The organism is Paenibacillus sp. PvP094, assembly GCF_040546835.1.
Classification (GTDB): domain Bacteria; phylum Bacillota; class Bacilli; order Paenibacillales; family Paenibacillaceae; genus Paenibacillus; species Paenibacillus illinoisensis.
In genome coordinates, this window is record NZ_JBEPOM010000001.1 from 686,233 (window position 1) to 704,108 (window position 17,876).

At 47.3% G+C, this 17,876-nt stretch carries 17 protein-coding genes; 1 reads left to right on the forward strand and 16 read right to left on the reverse strand.

From position 1 onward, the window contains the following. Positions 1-170: 170 nt before the first annotated feature. The 15 genes from ABIC22_RS03370 to ABIC22_RS03440 form a co-directional block, all read right to left on the reverse strand. Positions 171-1,610: a 6-phospho-beta-glucosidase gene (locus ABIC22_RS03370; RefSeq protein ID WP_354478236.1), complete on the reverse strand. Its 1,440-nt coding sequence runs from the start codon at positions 1,608-1,610 to the stop codon at positions 171-173. Between the two features lie 299 nt (positions 1,611-1,909). Then, on the reverse strand, positions 1,910-2,770 hold the full coding sequence (gene rhaD, locus ABIC22_RS03375) for a rhamnulose-1-phosphate aldolase (protein ID WP_354478239.1): 861 nt from the start codon (positions 2,768-2,770) through the stop codon (positions 1,910-1,912). A 327-nt stretch (positions 2,771-3,097) separates the two neighbouring features. Then, complete coding sequence (locus ABIC22_RS03380; protein ID WP_354478242.1) at positions 3,098-3,655, reverse strand: GNAT family N-acetyltransferase; 558 nt, start codon at positions 3,653-3,655, stop codon at positions 3,098-3,100. A 211-nt stretch (positions 3,656-3,866) separates the two neighbouring features. Further along, positions 3,867-4,154 carry a hypothetical protein gene (locus ABIC22_RS03385; protein ID WP_095360666.1) on the reverse strand — a complete coding sequence of 96 codons (288 nt, stop codon included), beginning with the start codon at positions 4,152-4,154 and terminating at the stop codon, positions 3,867-3,869. A 179-nt stretch (positions 4,155-4,333) separates the two neighbouring features. Next, positions 4,334-4,822, reverse strand: coding sequence for a DinB family protein (locus ABIC22_RS03390; protein WP_127538165.1), 489 nt, complete (start codon positions 4,820-4,822; stop codon positions 4,334-4,336). A gap of 44 nt (positions 4,823-4,866) precedes the next feature. Further along, positions 4,867-5,754 (reverse strand): DUF6597 domain-containing transcriptional factor, encoded by an 888-nt coding sequence (locus ABIC22_RS03395; RefSeq protein WP_354478246.1) that lies wholly within the window; start codon positions 5,752-5,754, stop codon positions 4,867-4,869. A gap of 1,424 nt (positions 5,755-7,178) precedes the next feature. Next, positions 7,179-7,562 carry a hypothetical protein gene (locus tag ABIC22_RS03400; RefSeq protein ID WP_354478249.1) on the reverse strand — a complete coding sequence of 128 codons (384 nt, stop codon included), beginning with the start codon at positions 7,560-7,562 and terminating at the stop codon, positions 7,179-7,181. 275 nt (positions 7,563-7,837) lie between these two features. Then, positions 7,838-7,993 (reverse strand): helix-turn-helix domain-containing protein, encoded by a 156-nt coding sequence (locus ABIC22_RS03405; protein ID WP_354478252.1) that lies wholly within the window; start codon positions 7,991-7,993, stop codon positions 7,838-7,840. A 124-nt stretch (positions 7,994-8,117) separates the two neighbouring features. Continuing rightward, positions 8,118-9,749 (reverse strand): chaperonin GroEL, encoded by a 1,632-nt coding sequence (gene groL, locus ABIC22_RS03410; protein WP_127538159.1) that lies wholly within the window; start codon positions 9,747-9,749, stop codon positions 8,118-8,120. Between the two features lie 71 nt (positions 9,750-9,820). Next, positions 9,821-10,102, reverse strand: a complete 282-nt coding sequence (gene groES / locus ABIC22_RS03415; protein WP_090918205.1) for a co-chaperone GroES — start codon at positions 10,100-10,102, stop codon at positions 9,821-9,823. Between the two features lie 393 nt (positions 10,103-10,495). Next, on the reverse strand, positions 10,496-11,278 hold the full coding sequence (gene tatC, locus ABIC22_RS03420) for a twin-arginine translocase subunit TatC (protein ID WP_110821396.1): 783 nt from the start codon (positions 11,276-11,278) through the stop codon (positions 10,496-10,498). A gap of 77 nt (positions 11,279-11,355) precedes the next feature. Next, positions 11,356-11,610, reverse strand: coding sequence for a twin-arginine translocase TatA/TatE family subunit (gene tatA, locus ABIC22_RS03425; protein ID WP_127538158.1), 255 nt, complete (start codon positions 11,608-11,610; stop codon positions 11,356-11,358). A gap of 187 nt (positions 11,611-11,797) precedes the next feature. Next, complete coding sequence (locus ABIC22_RS03430) at positions 11,798-12,283, reverse strand: MogA/MoaB family molybdenum cofactor biosynthesis protein (protein WP_095289023.1); 486 nt, start codon at positions 12,281-12,283, stop codon at positions 11,798-11,800. A gap of 37 nt (positions 12,284-12,320) precedes the next feature. Next, positions 12,321-12,827: a cyclic pyranopterin monophosphate synthase MoaC gene (gene moaC / locus ABIC22_RS03435; RefSeq protein ID WP_303621385.1), complete on the reverse strand. Its 507-nt coding sequence runs from the start codon at positions 12,825-12,827 to the stop codon at positions 12,321-12,323. Between the two features lie 15 nt (positions 12,828-12,842). Beyond that, on the reverse strand, positions 12,843-13,466 hold the full coding sequence (locus ABIC22_RS03440) for a 5-formyltetrahydrofolate cyclo-ligase (protein WP_354478259.1): 624 nt from the start codon (positions 13,464-13,466) through the stop codon (positions 12,843-12,845). A 278-nt stretch (positions 13,467-13,744) separates the two neighbouring features. Between ABIC22_RS03440 and ABIC22_RS03445 the strand changes: the two genes are divergently transcribed. Then, entirely contained in the window at positions 13,745-15,700 is a 1,956-nt protein-coding gene (locus ABIC22_RS03445) for an ABC-F family ATP-binding cassette domain-containing protein (RefSeq protein WP_127538156.1), read from the forward strand. A gap of 576 nt (positions 15,701-16,276) precedes the next feature. On the opposite strand, the gene ABIC22_RS03450 is transcribed toward ABIC22_RS03445, so the two are convergent. Further along, the gene (locus ABIC22_RS03450; protein ID WP_354478263.1) at positions 16,277-17,833 is read right to left on the reverse strand and encodes a 2-isopropylmalate synthase; all 1,557 of its coding nucleotides are present in this window, start codon (positions 17,831-17,833) and stop codon (positions 16,277-16,279) included. Between the last annotated feature and the right edge of the window lie 43 nt (positions 17,834-17,876).

The following is a 17,876-nucleotide window of genomic DNA, read 5'->3' on the forward strand; positions in this document are numbered from 1 at the left end:
ATTTTGCATGCTTAGGTTTTGCCTACATTATATGTAGTAACAATCCCAAAACGATATAATTGCGTAAAGTATATCGCGAACTTACAGATATGTCAACGCTTTCACAGAAACCCTGTTACTCAGAAGATCCACCCGCCGAGGTGAACCTTCCGAATGAACAAGCTGTTGTATTACGCCTCCAAATCCGTACCTCCGGATGCAATTACTTTCTTATACCAATGAAAACTTTTTTTCTTGATTCGCTTCAAATCACCATGTCCTGTGTTGTCGCGATCTACATAAATATAACCGTAGCGCTTTTTCATCTCGCCGGACGATGCGCTCACGATATCGATTGGCCCCCAGCTAGTGTAACCGATAATTTCAACGCCATCCTGCAGTGCTTCACCCATCTCGGCAACATGCCGCTTCAGGTAATCAATGCGATAGTCATCGTGAATTTCTCCGTTTGGCTCAACTTCGTCGTTGGCCCCAAGACCATTTTCGACCACAAAGAGTGGTTTTTGATAGCGATCATGCAGTTGATTGGCCGTTATGCGGAATCCCTTCGGATCGATCGTCCATCCCCAATCGGATTTCTCCAAATAAGGATTGGCGACTGATCCGAATACATTACCGCTGGTCATGTTCTTGATCACTTCCGGATCAGTACTTGTTGTTCGGCTGGAATAATAGCTAAATCCGATATAATCTACGGTATGATCTCTCAGAATGTCCGCATCCCCCGGTTCCATCACGATGTTCAGACCATGATCCTTAAAGAAGCGTTTCGCATAGCCGGGATATGCCCCCCGCGACTGCACGTCGATGAAGAAGTAAGACTCCCGGTCCTTCTCCATACCCTGGAACACATCGTCTGGATTGCAGGTATACGGATAGAAGCTGCCCGCTGCAAGCATACAGCCAATCATGGCCCCAGGAATGATCTCATGGCAGGCCTTAACGGCTAATGCGCTTGCGATCAGCTGATGATGAGCTGCTTGATACTGAATTTCTTTTATATTATCCCCTTCCTTGAAAGCCAAGCCGGCACCCAGAAACGGCAAATGCAACAGCATGTTGATTTCGTTGAATGTCATCCAGTATTTAACCTTATCCTTGTAACGCGTAAATACGGTTTTGGCATAGGTTTCGAACAAATTCACCAGCTTGCGGTTTCTCCAGCTCCCGTACTTCTCAATCAGGTTGACTGGTACATCGAAGTGGGCAAGTGTTACAACCGGTTCAATTCCGTGCTTCAGCATTTCATCAAAAAGATTATCGTAAAACCGCAGCCCAGCTTCGTTTGCCGCCGACTCTTCCCCACTCGGAAAAATGCGTGCCCATGCAATGGAAACCCGGAGTGCCTTGAATCCCATTTCAGCAAATAGCGCGATATCCTCCGGATAACGGTGGTAAAAATCAATTGCTTCATGTGAAGGATAAAATTCTCCGTCCTGTGGCTTAAATCCCGGTACGTTCCCCTTCATGATGCTTCTGCGATTCTCTCCGGAAGGCAGGAGGTCCACGATGCTTAGTCCTTTGCCATCCTCCAGGTAAGCCCCTTCGGCCTGATTGGCGGCAATGGCACCACCCCACAAAAAGTTTTCAGGAAATTTGAAATTGCTCATAACGAACTCTCCTTTCAGCTGCATTAAGTAATGTACAACCACCTCTCCGATTCAGGGCAACAAAAAAACCCGAACCAGCCTGTCTACACACGTAGCGTAAACAAGCCAGCTCAGGTTATGCCCATATCGGTAACATTCCCAGAATGCATTATGCGGTTTTATAGAACTTTACCAAGATTTAGGACGGTTGTCAATTGCATTAATTTAGATGTTCTCCTAATACTTTTCTCTCCAATTAGAAGGTTCTTAGGTATTTCTTGAGAGCGGTCCTTTCCATGTGCATCGCAATCTCTCCTGGTCTATTCACTAATTTTTGTTGAATTCAGTATACCTGCACGCGGGGTAACACCGAAGGCTCGAGCCAACGTGGTCAGCTGTTCGTCCGTAATTCGCTGCTGAATCTCATGGCCCGCAACCAACATGTAAACCTGAGCTGCTTTCTCAATCGTCTCAATGAGACCGAAGGCCTCATCGATGGTTGTTCCTGTCCCGAAGATCCCGTGCTGTGGCCAGATGACCGCATGAACTTCCTTCATTTTCTCCGCCGTCTCACGGCCGATTTCATTCGATCCAGGTACCATCCACGGGATGATGCCAACGCCGTCCGGGAAAACGACCACACATTCCGTACACATCTGCCATAGGGTTTTCGTAAATTTCACTTCATCCAGTTCATGGATAAACGTCATCGCCAGCACGTTAGTGGCATGGTTATGCATGACCACCCGGTGGTCCGGGTCCACCTTCAGACGCTCAATATGGCTCATAAAATGCGTAGGTAGCTCACTCGTTGGATTCGCCCCGTTCTTCAATCCCCAGAGGACTTCCAGTTCTGCTCCATCATTCGAGACACGCAGCAAGCCCAGATTGCTCTCCGGATCCGCAAGTACATTTTTGAAATATTTGCCCGATGCGGTTACGATCACATATTTGCCTGCCAGTTCATGTACCGAAAAAGCGGGTTTAATCCGCCTTATAACCTGATGGACATCAATGTATCTTGCCACTTCTTCTTCTTCCAGCAGATAACTGACATTCCCTCCGTTGCGCTCACCCCAACCATTTTTCCACATATGCTGCGTAATCTCTGCCATCTCACGGATAAAGGGAATATTCCATCCCGGTGCTTGTGTCGCTTCGTTTCTAAGGGTCACGTTCATGATCATTCTCTCCTTATTTGGAAAATGTCGATCGATACGATTCACGTACATAGTAAGTTCCTTTTTTCACATTCATTATACCTTTGTTTATCTTTACCAGTCAATAAAAAAACCACATTTAATCTTTATTTATTTTTGTTTATATTTGATTTGGCCTATTATAAAACCACAACAAAAAAATACCCTGCCGGATTCCGGCAGGGCTAGTCACACATCTATCTAACACGAGAAGGGGTTTACAAGAAATATCTTACCCCCTCTACCTTAATAGAAGCTGAAAATCGCATAAAAAAACAATGAAAAACGAACAACGCGGTATAGGTACAACTACTTCATGTCTGATTCCGACAATAAGTAAGACGGATGCATCTTGCCTGTCGGCTCGTAAAATTCATCTTTCTTATAAGTAAACCCCAGCTTCTGCAGCAGCCGTTTGGATACGCCATTCTCTGGATGATGTCCTGCGAAGAGTGCCTGAACACCCAATTGCTCAAATGCATAGCGGATAACAGCCTTCCCCGCTTCAAGTGCATACCCTTTCCCCCAGTGATCTCTGGTCAGGTGAACACCGAATTCATAGATTTTCTCCTCTGGTGCATAAGGACGTAATCCGCAGCACCCTACGAACACACCTGTTTCCTTATCAAAAAGCGGCCAGTACTGCACCTCCATCTCCCGCTGCCGTTCCATTTCCTGCGCGAGTCTGGCTTCGATCTCATCCTCGCTCATAAAACCCTTGCTGCTAATCCACTTTGTCACCTCGGGATCCCCCCAAAGTGCAGAAGCCAAGGGTCGGTCCTCCTCGCTCCAGATGGAGAATTGAAGACGTTCCGTTTCCAGAAATGTTTCTCTGCTCTTCAAGCCTGTTTTATTGGTTTGGTCCATATTCCTACCCCTCCTGCTTCTATGCATGCTTCTACAAATGACTCTACTATAAATTACTCGTATAGCTCCCCTCATAAACAGAAGGATGTAATATTAGAAATACCAGGCTGTGACTCTATTCATACATCCATCTAAATTATCTCATCATAAATAAGAAAAGCCCCTGTCGACATATTGTCCGACAAGGGCTTATCAAAGCATGCTGCGTTCATTAGAAATCAGATGTTGCGATTTGGATCGTACCGGTCGAAGCACCTGCAACCGTAGTTAACAAGGCAGCAACGAGCAGCAAATGAACCGACAACGTGAGGCTGTTACCTGCAGGAATCGTATACGTGATCACGGGTGCATTGACACGAGTTACAACCAGGTCTACCGGAGCAGGTCCAAAGTTGTTGACCGTGATGCTGGCATTAGTACCTCCAAACAGATTTTCGTAATACGATTTCCCTACGCCAGCAGCCAAGTTGTAAAACTGTTGTGGTAAAAGGATGGCCATTGAAATCACCTCCTTTTGCTTTGATACGGTATTCTATGTTTGAAATCTAGCATTGTAACGGTAAATTGACCGTGGAACTACGTCCATTTTGATAGAATTCATAGTTTATATAGGCCACTAACACAAAAAAAGCCCTAAAGGAATCGACACAAGATGTGTCTGCCTTCAGGGCCTCATTACTATGCGTATAACATGAAAAAGTTTAACTCATGTCCTTGTTGCTTAAGATAGTTGTACAACTGGGAACGATGATGGAACACATGGGTTACCGTCTCAATTTGCCATTTCACCTGTACATGCCCATGTTCCATATAAAATGCTGTGGTGGATCGATTCAACAGATCTTCTTCACTCAGTGATACGATGTACGCTTTATATGTTTCAAAATTGCGCCACAGGGCCGCTTCCAGCTGTTCAATATCCTCAATACCAGATAGACTATTTTCTATTGTTCCAACTTCAGCTTCACTTTTCTCCTGCATGATGGCAAGGTCAGATGCCGTAATCTGGATCCAGTGGTGAACCAGCTCCACCAGTGAACGCATGTTTTCCTGAGGGCGATAAGCCCAGTCTTCCGGACGAATCAGGCGAATCAGAGAAGCTCCGGTCCGTACACCTGTCTCCAACTCATCCAACAGATGATCCCGAATTTGCATTGTTCCATTCATAGGTTAAGTCCCCTTTATTTTAAATTCTACATGTCCAGTATATACTATAGCTCGTCTGATCTATTGTACAATTCGGACAACATCCGGCGATGCTCGCTCGCAGCGGTCAGCGGGGGTTCTCCATATAACTTGCGAAATTGCCGAATCAGATGGGCCTGATCGAAGAATCCATGATTTTGAGCCAGTGCCGACCAGTCCATACGGTGCCCTTGATGGATATCTCTCAGAACACAGTGAAATCGAACCACCTCGCTAAACCGTTTAGGGCTGATCCCCACCCATTCACCGAACTTGCGATGCAGCTGCCGCTCACTGACAACCTCACAGCTGGCCAGCTCTTTCACGCTCATCTGCCCACCATGAACAAAGATCCGGTGCATGGCATTCTTCATCAAATCTTTCTCATATGTACTTCCATCCCCAGATAATAGGCACAAATACGTCTCCATGACTTGCACCCTCTCTTCAAAATGCTTGGTCCCAGCCATTCGCTCGCGAAGCTCGTCGATGTTAGCTGGCCAGCATTCCTCCAAGGGGATGCGCCGGTCCGTGAAGGATTCCAGCGGCAAACCGTGAAAGTGACGTGCCCCACCGGGAAAAAATCGAACACCAAAGGTGTAATCAGCAGGCTGGTTGACCTCTACACTCACTGGAATAGCAAACGGCTCTGTATAATTGCCACAGTAGGCAAAAGAATGCAGCTGAAGAACAGCATCATATGTTATCAGGATATCCGTACAACCATCAGGTAATACTCTGCCGGGCACACTCTCTAAAGGATTGTAACCAGCATAAGAAGTAGTCCCCGATTCCCAGAAGCAAGCGATATAGGCTGTCATCGGATGAGACGGTGGTTGTTCTATGTAATAGGTGTGTAAATTGGTCCCATTCATCTGGATTGGCCTGAACAACGGGTGCAGCCTGGCATCCACCGAAAACTCCCCTCCAAACATAAGGATAAATATTTCATTCACTCTATTATTTCTCTATCATATCATCTCAAGGATAATTTAGGAAAAAAATGCCCTATCAGAGGACAATCCGATAGGGCCATTCACACATCTATTTAACACGAGAAGGGGCTTACAAGATTGATATTACCTTCACTACCTTAAATGAATCTGAAATTGAGATGAAAGGTATATCAAATTTTAGATGACTCTTGGGAGAGCCTCCCATCCTTATGTTATAGAACGAAACCAAGAGACCTCAAAAGAAGTCAGAAGAAACCTGTTTACATACGACGATCTCGATCCCGGACCCTCTCCGACAGGGAAAGATTGTCCTCCATTGTAAAGTGAAGATGTTTGGCACGCTTACCAGCCAAATTATCCAATCACTCTTCTTTGAACCAGTGATAAGAACCTGCAGGGTTGCAGTTGAACCATATCTTGGCCGCATCAATAGAACAACGAGCTGTTGCCTGGTCGATAAACGACTTAGGCATAAGAGAAACCTCGTCGACGAACATCTCTGCTAGCGTGATACCTTGAATCAGATCCTGTGAGCGTTCGTCCTTACCCCGAAGAGGAAAAACTGATTGCTTGTAAGCCCGAGAAACTGTCAAGATGTTGTCAGTCTTATTGTTATGCACACATGGTACCCACGACTGGCAGGCAAAATTGAATCCACTCCGCTTCGCAGTCTTCAGCACTCGTAACACTTACCAGTTCTTCCGGGTAACCATACTGCTAGGCAAAGCTCTATGATCTCGTTGCCAGACCTACCATACACCTCCGCGTCTGCTGTACTTTTGGCTCCCCGTTTGAGTGCCTTCCTTCAGGTCAGTTAATGTTATAAGCAACCGCATTGCGCTAATGATCGTTGCCCTTCTGTTTAATTCACTTCATGATCCAAGAATCTCAGCTCCCTATATTAAATTTCATATTCACTTTTAATTTCCAGAGACTTTCCTATTAATCCGAAGAGTTACCACATTGCGGAAGAATCTATCGAATTGCCACATAATATATACCAAAACTTATTGGGGGTATGTTTTATGGCGAGACTGCTAGATGCTAGAACCTCTCAAAATGCGAGCTATGGTAATACAATCTCAATCCCCTTACCAGCCAATACTCCAGTTGCAATCGGGGAGGTGGGTCTAGATGTAACTGACGCAGATGGAAACATACGCGTACAATTATCAGGTATAGCGGAGCTCGCCTTTCCTACGACTCCACCATTTGACTCCGTGATTTCATTTTCCATTGCAAGAGGTACTGATTCCCTTGTTGCCTACGCCCTGTATTCAGTCAGTGTCTCAGAAGCAAACCCGAACGCTGTACAAGTCGTCACCATTAATGCATCTGATTTTGATGTGCCACTACCACCATCTAATGAATTGGTTTATACCTTATATCTTTTTTGCACAACAGATGCGACTCGGATAGGTATGGAGAGTTTTAATGCTGTTGCATACTCGGATTAAGCTACTGAACTGGCCGGACGTTAGCCCGACGCTATTCGCAATCTCGCGCCATGTGACTCCTTGGTCCCGCTTCTGTTCAAAGAGATTAGGGAAATCAATTGGCATGTCGAGGAAGGAAGGACGCTCAGTGATGATGTACTGTTCAAGAGCATCTTTGTCGATTTTACCCGAAGCCCCTTCCGAATCTCCTGCAGGTTGAGTTTGTTCGCCTTCCTCCTGATCTGCAGCTGCTTCCTGCTCCCTGCTCCCCTTCTGTTTCCTCAGAGGTGAAATCCATTTTCTTCGATTCAGACTGGCTTTGGCTGTCATCTTTCATCCATTCCGAAATATCATCACCGTAGGGATCGTTCGTTCAGTAACGTAATCTTCAGAAGGATGTTGGGCAGACGCTTTTGTGTCGTCCTCATACGTTTTTTTAGACATCAACTTCCGTTTGGGCAGCTTCTCCGGCTTGCTCAGCTGTGTTTTCCGTTTGCCTCCTGCTGCTCAGGCAGCTTGCGTTCCCCGTCAAACAGCCCTTTCCGCCATCCAAGTATGCACTACCGTCTGTAGGAGTTCTTGAGATTGAGCGACCCAATATCTAGTCACCGGATACCGGATACTTCAAATAAATCAGCAAAAATATTGATCTCATTATCTTCAATGGGACGTTTACCGGATTCAATTCTCGAGAAGACGCTATTGCTCATACCAATTCGTTCTGTAAACACCAGCTGACTTAGTCCTCGTTCCTCACGCAAGTTCTTTTAAAGAGCAACAACCTATCTCTTTGCAGGAAATATAATTTTTTCGTGATTAAATAAAAAAAGGCTCCCTATTGGGAGCCTTTAAACTACTGGTTTTACAAGGTTTTTACACCTTTACTTACATCATTCCGCCCATTCCACCCATGCCGCCCATATCAGGAGCGCCAGCAGCGCCTGCAGGTTCTGGCTTATCAGCGATAACCGCTTCAGTAGTCAAGAACATTGCTGCTACGGAAGCTGCGTTTTGCAGCGCATAGCGAGTTACTTTCGCAGGGTCAACGATACCTGCTTCGATCATGTTTACCCATTCGCCAGTAGCAGCGTTGAAGCCTACGCCGACTTGCTCTTTTTTCAGACGTTCCACGATGACAGAACCTTCTTCGCCAGCATTAGCAGCGATCGTACGGATTGGTGCTTCCAGTGCTTTCAGCACGATGTTAACACCTGTTTGCTCGTCACCGGACAGTGCTACACCAGCAACCGCTTGATATACGTTCAGGAGCGCAGTACCACCACCGGATACGATACCTTCTTCAACCGCAGCGCGAGTTGCGTTCAGGGCATCTTCGATACGCAGTTTGCGTTCTTTCAATTCTGTTTCAGTAGCCGCACCGACTTTGATTACCGCTACGCCGCCGGACAATTTAGCCAGACGCTCTTGCAGTTTCTCTTTGTCGAACTCGGAAGTTGTTTCTTCCAGTTGTGTACGGATTTGGCTAACACGTGCATCGATATCGGATTTGTTACCAGCACCGTCAACGATGATTGTGTTTTCTTTGGTTACACGGATTTGACGAGCTGTACCCAGTTGTTCCACAACAGCGGATTTCAGGTCCAGACCCAGTTCTTCCGTGATCACTTGGCCACCAGTGAGGGCAGCGATATCTTGCAGCATTGCTTTACGACGGTCACCAAAGCCAGGAGCTTTAACAGCTACAGCGTTGAATGTACCACGCAGTTTGTTCACAACCAGCATCGCCAGTGCTTCGCCTTCGATATCTTCAGCGATCAATACGAGTGGTTTACCTTGTTGTACGATTTTCTCAAGCAATGGCAGGATGTCCTGTGTGCTGGAGATTTTTTTGTCTGTGATCAGGATGTACGGGTTGTCCAGAACAGCTTCCATTTTGTCCGTATCTGTGATCATGTATGGAGAGATGTAACCGCGGTCGAATTGCATACCTTCAACCACTTCCAGCTCCGTTGCGAATCCACGGGATTCTTCAACAGTGATTACGCCGTCTTTGCCCACTTTTTCCATAGCTTCAGCGATCAGTTCGCCTACTTCTTCGTCAGCTGCAGAGATAGCTGCAACTTGTGCGATGGATTGTTTAGTTTCAACTGGTTTGGAGATGGATTGCAGTTCAGCAACAGCCGCTTTAACTGCTTTGTCGATCCCTTTGCGGATACCGATTGGGCTAGCGCCTGCAGTTACGTTTTTCAGACCTTCTGTGATCAGTGCTTGAGCAAGTACTGTCGCTGTTGTAGTACCGTCACCAGCAACATCGTTTGTTTTGGTTGCTACTTCTTTAACCAGTTGTGCACCCATGTTCTCGAATGCATCTTCCAGTTCGATTTCTTTAGCGATGGTTACACCGTCATTCGTGATGAGCGGGCTTCCGAATTTTTTCTCCAAAACCACGTTACGGCCTTTAGGACCGAGCGTTACTTTTACTGCGTTAGCCAATGCATCCACACCGCGAAGCATGGAGCGACGAGCGTCTTCACTAAATTTAATGTCTTTAGCCATGGTAAGAAAACCTCCCTAGTATATTGTAAAATGATCTTGCTATATGGTTCGGTTAACCGATTAAATTTGAATTAGTCGAGAATCGCGTGGATATCGCTCTCTTTCATAATCAAATATTCTTTACCTTCGAATTTGATTTCTGTTCCGGCATATTTGGAGAAGATTACGCGATCTCCTTCTTTCACTTCCAGAGCTACACGTACGCCGTCTTTCAGTGCACCCGCTCCAACGGCAATAATTTTGCCCTCTTGCGGTTTTTCTTTAGCAGAGTCCGGAAGTACGATCCCGAAAGAAGTTGTTTGCTCTTGCTCCAGTGGTTCTACCAATACGCGTTCACCTAAAGGTCTGATCATGAAAAATAGCCTCCTTTTGAAATTATATAACGTTGCATTGTAGGTTGTAGCCATATGTATTAGCACTCGACAGTGTTTAGTGCTAACAACCAACTTTATGATACTCAACTTGAAGCATGATTTCAAGTCCTTTTGAAGAATTCATGCGAGAATTTACGCTGCATTAACATCAGGACATCAAAACAGCGTGTTCAGCACCGCACCTCTTGTTGCGTAACCCTGTTACCGAGTCACCAATTAGCTGTAACCGAATCACTAAACAGCCCTTCACCATTGTATCCATAGCTGGACAAAATATGCCTGCCTGTCCCAGAACGTAGATCTCTCCGCAATTCATTGTACTGGGCATAGTCTAATTGAAAGCTGCAAGAACAAGAGCACAGGAAGGTTCACTTAACCTGCGCTCTGCTCATTGTTGGCACGCACATATCTGGCCTCTGCCGCTTCATCGGCCGCAAGCTGCTTGCGGTATACGATGGCAGACAGAAACACACTGATCTCATATAACAGGAGTAACGGAATCATAACAAGCAGATCGGATATGAAATCCGGCGGCGTCACAACAACTGCGATGAAGATCAGGACAAAATAGGCCACCCTCCGCATCTTTCGCAGACGGATTGGATTCAATATCCGAAGCCCTGTCAGAAACATGATGAGCAGCGGAAGCTCGAATAACAGCGATACCGGCAGCACAATTCCAAACAGGAAACTGAAATACTGTTTCATTCCATAAGTCTCCACAAGCCCCATCTTCTCCGTAATCGTGGAAGTGAAAGCGAGTGCCATCGGAAATACAACATAGTACGCAAAGGCCAGTCCAACGAGAAATAACAAAAATACATAAGGTACATACTTCAGTGTCGCTTTCCGTTCACGAGGCCGCAAGCCTGGACTTACAAACTTCCAGATCTGAAATACCGTAAAGGGCAGCGTAATAATCAATGAAAACAGACCGGCAATCTTCATATAGATCCCTATTCCATCCCAGAAGGAGAAGGCATGCAGCACAAACCCCTGAGCCGATTCCGCCTTCGTCAAATAGCGGTACACCGGATCTGCCACGAAGAATCCTGCCACCAGGCCCAGCACAAAAACGCTTAACACATAGATCAGCCGCTTGCGCAGCTCACTCAAATGTTCCGTAATGGTCATTTCTTCATTCTGCTGCGTCATTCCTGCCCTCCATTATTGCCAGCTTAAAATACAAAACCCTTCCGGCAGGAAGGGATTTCTCATTCATTGCCGTCAGGTTACTCCGGCAGACGCTTGTCTACAGGCTTGGGAGCGGTCTCAGGCTCACTATCCACTGCCAGCGGCTTGGATTTCTCCTGCTCTTTGCGATTGGACGAATCATCCTCAGAGATGATTTCACGTGCGCCCTCTTTGAATTCACGGAAAGTACGTCCAACAGCACGTCCCAGTTCCGGGAGCTTGTTAGGTCCAAACAACAATAAAGCGATCACGGCCAGCAAAATAAAACCTGTTGGTCCAATGGAACTAAACATTGATATTCCTCCTCGTCTCAAGCTTCGAAGATGCGTACACTTGGCCATACACTCATAGATGGATCTGCTGTAATTTACAATTAAGCCCATCATACCACAGATGTAACCACTTACATAACCCGCAAAATCAACTAAGGAGTATAAAAGAAACGATTTTTAACTCTACATCTTTCCGGGGTGATTGCCGTTATTGCTTAAATTGCCCTGTAACCATCAGGAGCGCTTCGGGAAGCTGATCCATAATCGCAGCCAGATGCTCATGCACACCCTTCGGTGTACCCGGCAAATTGACAATCAGCGTACGTCCACGAATCCCGCACACGCCCCGGAACAGCATGGCGGAACGATTTTTGCTCATAACGCTGTATCTCATCGCTTCTGCCATTCCCGGAACTTCACGTTCAATGACCCGACGCGTGGCTTCCGGTGTAATATCACGAATCGCCAGCTCCGTACCTCCGGTTGTTAGTACAAGGTCGGCATGAAAATAGTCTGTCATCTCAATCAAGGCCGCAATAATCTCATCGGGTTCATCCGGAACGATGCGGTATTCCACGATCTCCCCACCCAGTTCCTCTTCCACTAGCTCCCGGATTACTTGTGCACTCGTATCCTCACGTTCCCCGCGGGCCCCTTTGTCGCTGGCTGTCAGGATTGCTGTTCTCCACACCATAAAGATCACCCTTCTCCTCTATGAAAATAAATGTCCCTTATCGGTTGAAATCACCGTTTTTGCCACCACTTTTGGATTGCAGCATCGTTGGTCCGATAATCATGTCTTTTTGCAATGCTTTGCACATGTCATAGATCGTCAGTGCCGCTGCTGAAGCCGCCGTGAGCGCCTCCATCTCGACACCGGTTTTGCCTTCTGTTTTGACCGTGACCTGAATCGACAATTCGTCCAGTCCATTGTCCTCAAAACGAATATCCACACCATTCAGTGCCAGTGGATGGCACATCGGAATCCAGTCTGACGTTTTCTTGGCGCCTTGGATTCCCGCGATTTGAGCCACGGCGAGCACATCGCCCTTCCCGATCCGTCCCTCCCGAATGGCTTCCAGTGTGGAGGGGTTCATCGTTACTTTGGATACGGCCACTGCCGTACGCACAGTTACTTCCTTGCCCGAAATATCCACCATACGGGCACGTCCCTGCTCGTTAAAATGTGTCAGCTTGCCTTCGCTCGAATCCGATCCATTCCTTGCATTGGAGTTCAATACCATCACAACCCTTTATTCGATATGTAGTATACCTTCGGTTGTCATCAACAGATCCATACGCAGATCAAACGGGTCCATCGGAATGTCATCCTGCAGTTGTCCCGGCAAGACGAGTGCAGCGAGAAGCGGCCTTTTCCCTGCCTTGAAGCATTCTTCTTCAAGCTGCTCGGCAAATCGGTCATAATAACCGCCACCATAACCAATTCGTCCGCCATGAAGATCATATCCGAGGCCGGGTACAATGACGAGATCAATATTCGGCCATTCCTCACGCTGAAGCACCTCGCAGGTGTCTTTGGGCTCCGGGATCCACCATACGCCAGGCTCAATATCGTGCTCTCCGACCACCCGCCTTAATTCCATACGGGCTGGATTCGCCAGTACTTTCGGTGCGAACATCCTGTCGCCGTGCTTCCAACCATCCTCAAACAGAAAGGCCGTCGACGCTTCGCTTCTATAAGACAAGTAGCTGAAAATCGTCAACCTCTGCTTGTCCTGCCGAAGCCGCTGCAGCTCCTGTTTAGCCACAAGGCTAACTTCACTCATGGCATGCTGCCAAATTGCCTCATCCATCAGATCACGACTCTTCATCAGTCTGGAACGAAGCTGGCTTTTGGGTTCTGTCCGGTCCTGCATGTTCCTGAATAACCTCCTGTTGATGTGGAAGGTAGTAAAAAAGCGTCAATTCAAAACAATTATATGTTAAGACCAGTTGTCGTCTCGTTGAAAAAATTAAAATGAGTGATTTTCTGCAAAATCCTCATATATTCACATGTCTTCTTTCAGTTTATCATTAGTTGAGCAAAAAGACTACACGCCGGGGCGCTCGTTATCGGTGCATTTGATCTGTATTTCATGTAAACTGGAATGTAGTTGAGTAATCAAGAACTGGACCTATGGAGGAACTTAATTATATGCTGCTGCAAGTATCCGGAATTATTAAACGTTATGGTGTCGATCCGATTCTGGACGGCGTGAACTTACAAATATTAGAACGTGAACGCATCGGACTCGTGGGCGTGAACGGTGCGGGGAAATCCACTTTGCTCAAAATCATTGCGGGCGAAATGTCCTATGACGGCGGACAGATTTTCAAATCCAAAGAGACAACCCTGGGTTATCTCGCCCAGAACAGTGGTCTGCAATCCGACCGCTCCATCTGGGAGGAGATGATGCATGTCTTCTCTCACCTGACCCAGGCTGAGGCTGAACTGCGGAAGATGGAACAGGATATTGCCGATCCAGCCCAGATGGAGGACGAGAAAAAGTATGCGGACCTGCTTGAACGCTACGCCCAGCGTTCGGATTGGTTCAAGGACCACGGCGGTTATGCGATGGAAACGCGCATTCGCAGCGTCCTGCACGGAATGGGCTTTGGCGAGTTTTCACCAGATACTCCGATTGCTACCTTAAGCGGCGGACAAAAGACACGTCTTGCACTTGCCCGCATCCTGCTTCAGGCACCTGACCTGCTCATGCTGGACGAGCCTACCAACTATCTGGATATTCCGACCCTGACGTGGCTGGAAGATTATCTAAGAGGTTATTCAGGGGCACTGCTCGTTGTATCCCATGACCGGTATTTCCTTGATCGGCTGGTGACCACCATTGTGGAGATCGAACGGCACCGCTCCAAAAAGTACACAGGGAACTACAGCCGTTATATGGAGCTTAAGGCTGCCGAGTATGAGAGTCAGATGAAACAGTACGAGAAACAGCAGGATGAGATCGCCAAGATGGAGGACTTTGTACAGAAAAATATTGTACGTGCATCCACGACAAAGCGTGCTCAGAGCCGCCGTAAAGCGCTGGACAAGATGGAACGTTTGGACAAGCCGATGGGTGACTTGAAAAAAGCTCATTTTTCTTTTGAGACAGCCGTCATGTCGGGTAAGGAAGTGCTTCGTGTGGACGATCTTTCCGTCGCTTACGATGAAGCTTCGCCATTATTTCGCAATGTCTCATTCGATCTTAGACGCGGGGAAACGGTAGCGCTGATCGGACCGAACGGGATCGGGAAATCCACGATGCTGAAATGCCTCACCGGAAGCCTGCGCCCGGTAAGCGGCCAGATCCAGTGGGGAACCAAGGTGCAGATCGGCTATTATGATCAGGAGCAAACGGGGCTAAACCCCAACAATACGGTTCTGGAGGAACTTTGGAGCGCATATCCCGGCATGGAGGAAGCACGAATTCGCACCGTGCTTGGCAACTTCTTGTTCAGCGGAGATGATGTACTCAAAAAGATCTCCTCGCTGAGTGGCGGTGAGAAGGCTCGTGTCTCCCTCTCCAAGCTCATGCTCAAGGAAGCCAACATGCTGATTCTCGATGAGCCTACCAACCATCTCGACCTTTTCGCCAAAGAAGTGCTGGAAGCAGCGCTCATGGATTATGAGGGCACACTGCTGTTCATCTCTCATGACCGATATTTCCTCAACAAAATGGCTGAACGTATCGTGGAGCTGCATCCTGGAGGAACCGAGCATTACCTCGGAAACTATGATGACTATATTGAGAAGAAGCAGGAGCTTGAGGACATCGCACGCGAAGCTGAAGAAGCAGCTCTCTCTTCCTCTAAGCGGTCTGTGAAACCAGATCAGGAACCAACTGAGAAATCTGGAGCCGCTTCATTCGAAGCTGACAAGCAGGCCAAGCGTGAGGAGCGTAACCGGCAGCGGAAACAGGAAGCAATCGAACAGCAGATTGCCCAACTGGAAACGGAAATTACGGAGCTTGAATCCCAGATGGCCCTTCCAGAGGTATATCAGGATTACATGAAGCTGCAGGAACTTCAGGGAGACGCGGAAGCACGGAAGCACCAGCTGGCCAAAGCGTATGAAGATTGGGAAATCCTCGCGCTTGAGTCTTGATTTCACACCTCGTCTGCATCCGTATTGGGCTCATGTGCAAGTTCAGTTAGTAAAAACAGAAATAGTAAAAGCCGACTCCTTCACCGGATCGGCTTTTTTGTTGTTTTTGCTTTAATATGAATCACTTCAGAAATTAATTTAGAGATTTTGCATTTGTCAAATTTACTCGAATGGTGAAAAATATTTTTACTCTACTCCATTTCATGTTTATCCACAGAAAAGCAAGATAGCAAGCAGTTTAATGAAGTTAATTATACAGCGGTAGAATCGCATTTTTGAACAAAAACCATATTTATCCACCAAGTTATCCACGTTATCCACAAGTTTGTGGATACAATGGGTGTATACTATCCCCTAAACCCTTTTAGTTTCGAAAACATTGCTGGATTGACTTTGGTTCAGTTACCCACAAATTATCCTGAATATGTGGATAACTATAATCACACCTTGACAGATCGCTTTTTACTTATATAGATTATCTCGCATAATCAGACAAAAGCAGACCTTCAGAACTAAGGTCTGCTTTTCAATTTCTGATACGTCACTTCACTCTTTACCTTGCTTATTCAACCTTTTCTATACGTGTACAGACTTGTCGTTTTCCGTTGACTCTGCCTTAAGTCCCGCAGCGTTACATGCTGCCACATAGGCAAGACCTGCTGCCATAACAATATCATTGTGCGTAGCCGTTCCTCTGAATTCCCGTCCTGCACGCTCCACCGCAACAGCGGCCTCTGCTGTCGCCTCTTCTCCTCCGCTCAGCGCATGGATTTCCATATCCACGAAGCTGATATCATCGGAAATGCTCTGACCGATCGCACGAATGGCTGCTTCTACCGGTCCGCTGCCAACGGCAGAATATGTCTGTTCACCCGCACCTGTCCGGATCCGAACGGCTGCCATCCGGTCTGTCATGCTGCCTGCCGTTACCTGCAGTTCAACCAGCTCATAATCCTGCGCAGGAATGTTCATCGTTTGGCTGACCATTTGCAGCAGCTGATCGTCACTGACCACTTTTTGCTTGTCGGCCGTTTCCTTGAACACTTCGTACAATTGTTCCATTTGCTGCTCATCCGGTTCGAAACCGTACTTGCGAACACGATCTTTCAGAGCGTGACGACCCGAATGTTTCCCCAGAATGATCATGCTGCGCGGAATACCCAATGCTTCAGGATCCATGATTTCATAGGTGTTCCGATTCTTCAGCAGTCCATCCTGGTGAATTCCCGATTCATGCTGGAACGCATTGCGTCCGACCACCGGCTTGTTATAAGCAATCGGGAAGTGCATGGCCCGGCTGATCTGGCGGGACGTCTCGTATAGCTGATTCAATTGGATATTCGTTGTGGCACCAATGGCATCTCCTCGTGTCTCCAGTGCCATGATCAGCTCCTCCAATGCACAGTTACCTGTACGCTCACCAATTCCGTTGATCGTTACTTCAATCTGGGAAGCCCCGTTCGCGATCGCAGCCAAACTGTTGGCCACTGCAAGTCCCAGATCATTATGACAGTGGGCGCTATACCGTACTTGATCGCCACCTCTGGCCCCCTCGCGGACACGGCGGAACATCTCTCCGTATTCATGCGGCAGCGCGTAACCGACGGTATCCGGCAGATTGATAATGCTGGCCCCAGCTTCAATAGCTACCTCAATCATTTCGATCAGGTCATCCATCTTGGTCCGGGCTGCATCCATCGCCGTGAATTCCACAATGTCGGTAAACTGACGTGCATAGGACACCATCTCCCGTGCAGTAGCGACAACCTCACTGCGCGGACGACGCAATTGGTGCTCAATATGGATATCCGACGAAGAGATGAACAGGTGAATCCGGCGTCGTGCAGCATCAGCTGTTGCTTTCACTGCAGCATCTATGTCTCCTTTGACCGCACGGGCAAATCCGCAAATTTCCACATTTTGCAGTTGTCTGGATATCGCCTGAACCGCCGCGAACTCACCTGGGCTGGAGATCGGGAATCCAGGCTCAATGACGTCAATCCCAAGCGCAGCCAGCTGGTGAGCCAGCTCAATTTTTTGCTCCGGCTGCAGACTGGCTCCAGGTGCCTGTTCTCCATCACGCAGTGTGGTATCAAAAATCTCAATTTTCCGCTTGTTCATTTCCATTGTCATTATACTCCGCCTCCATCAATTTCAATGTATGTGTATTCCATGA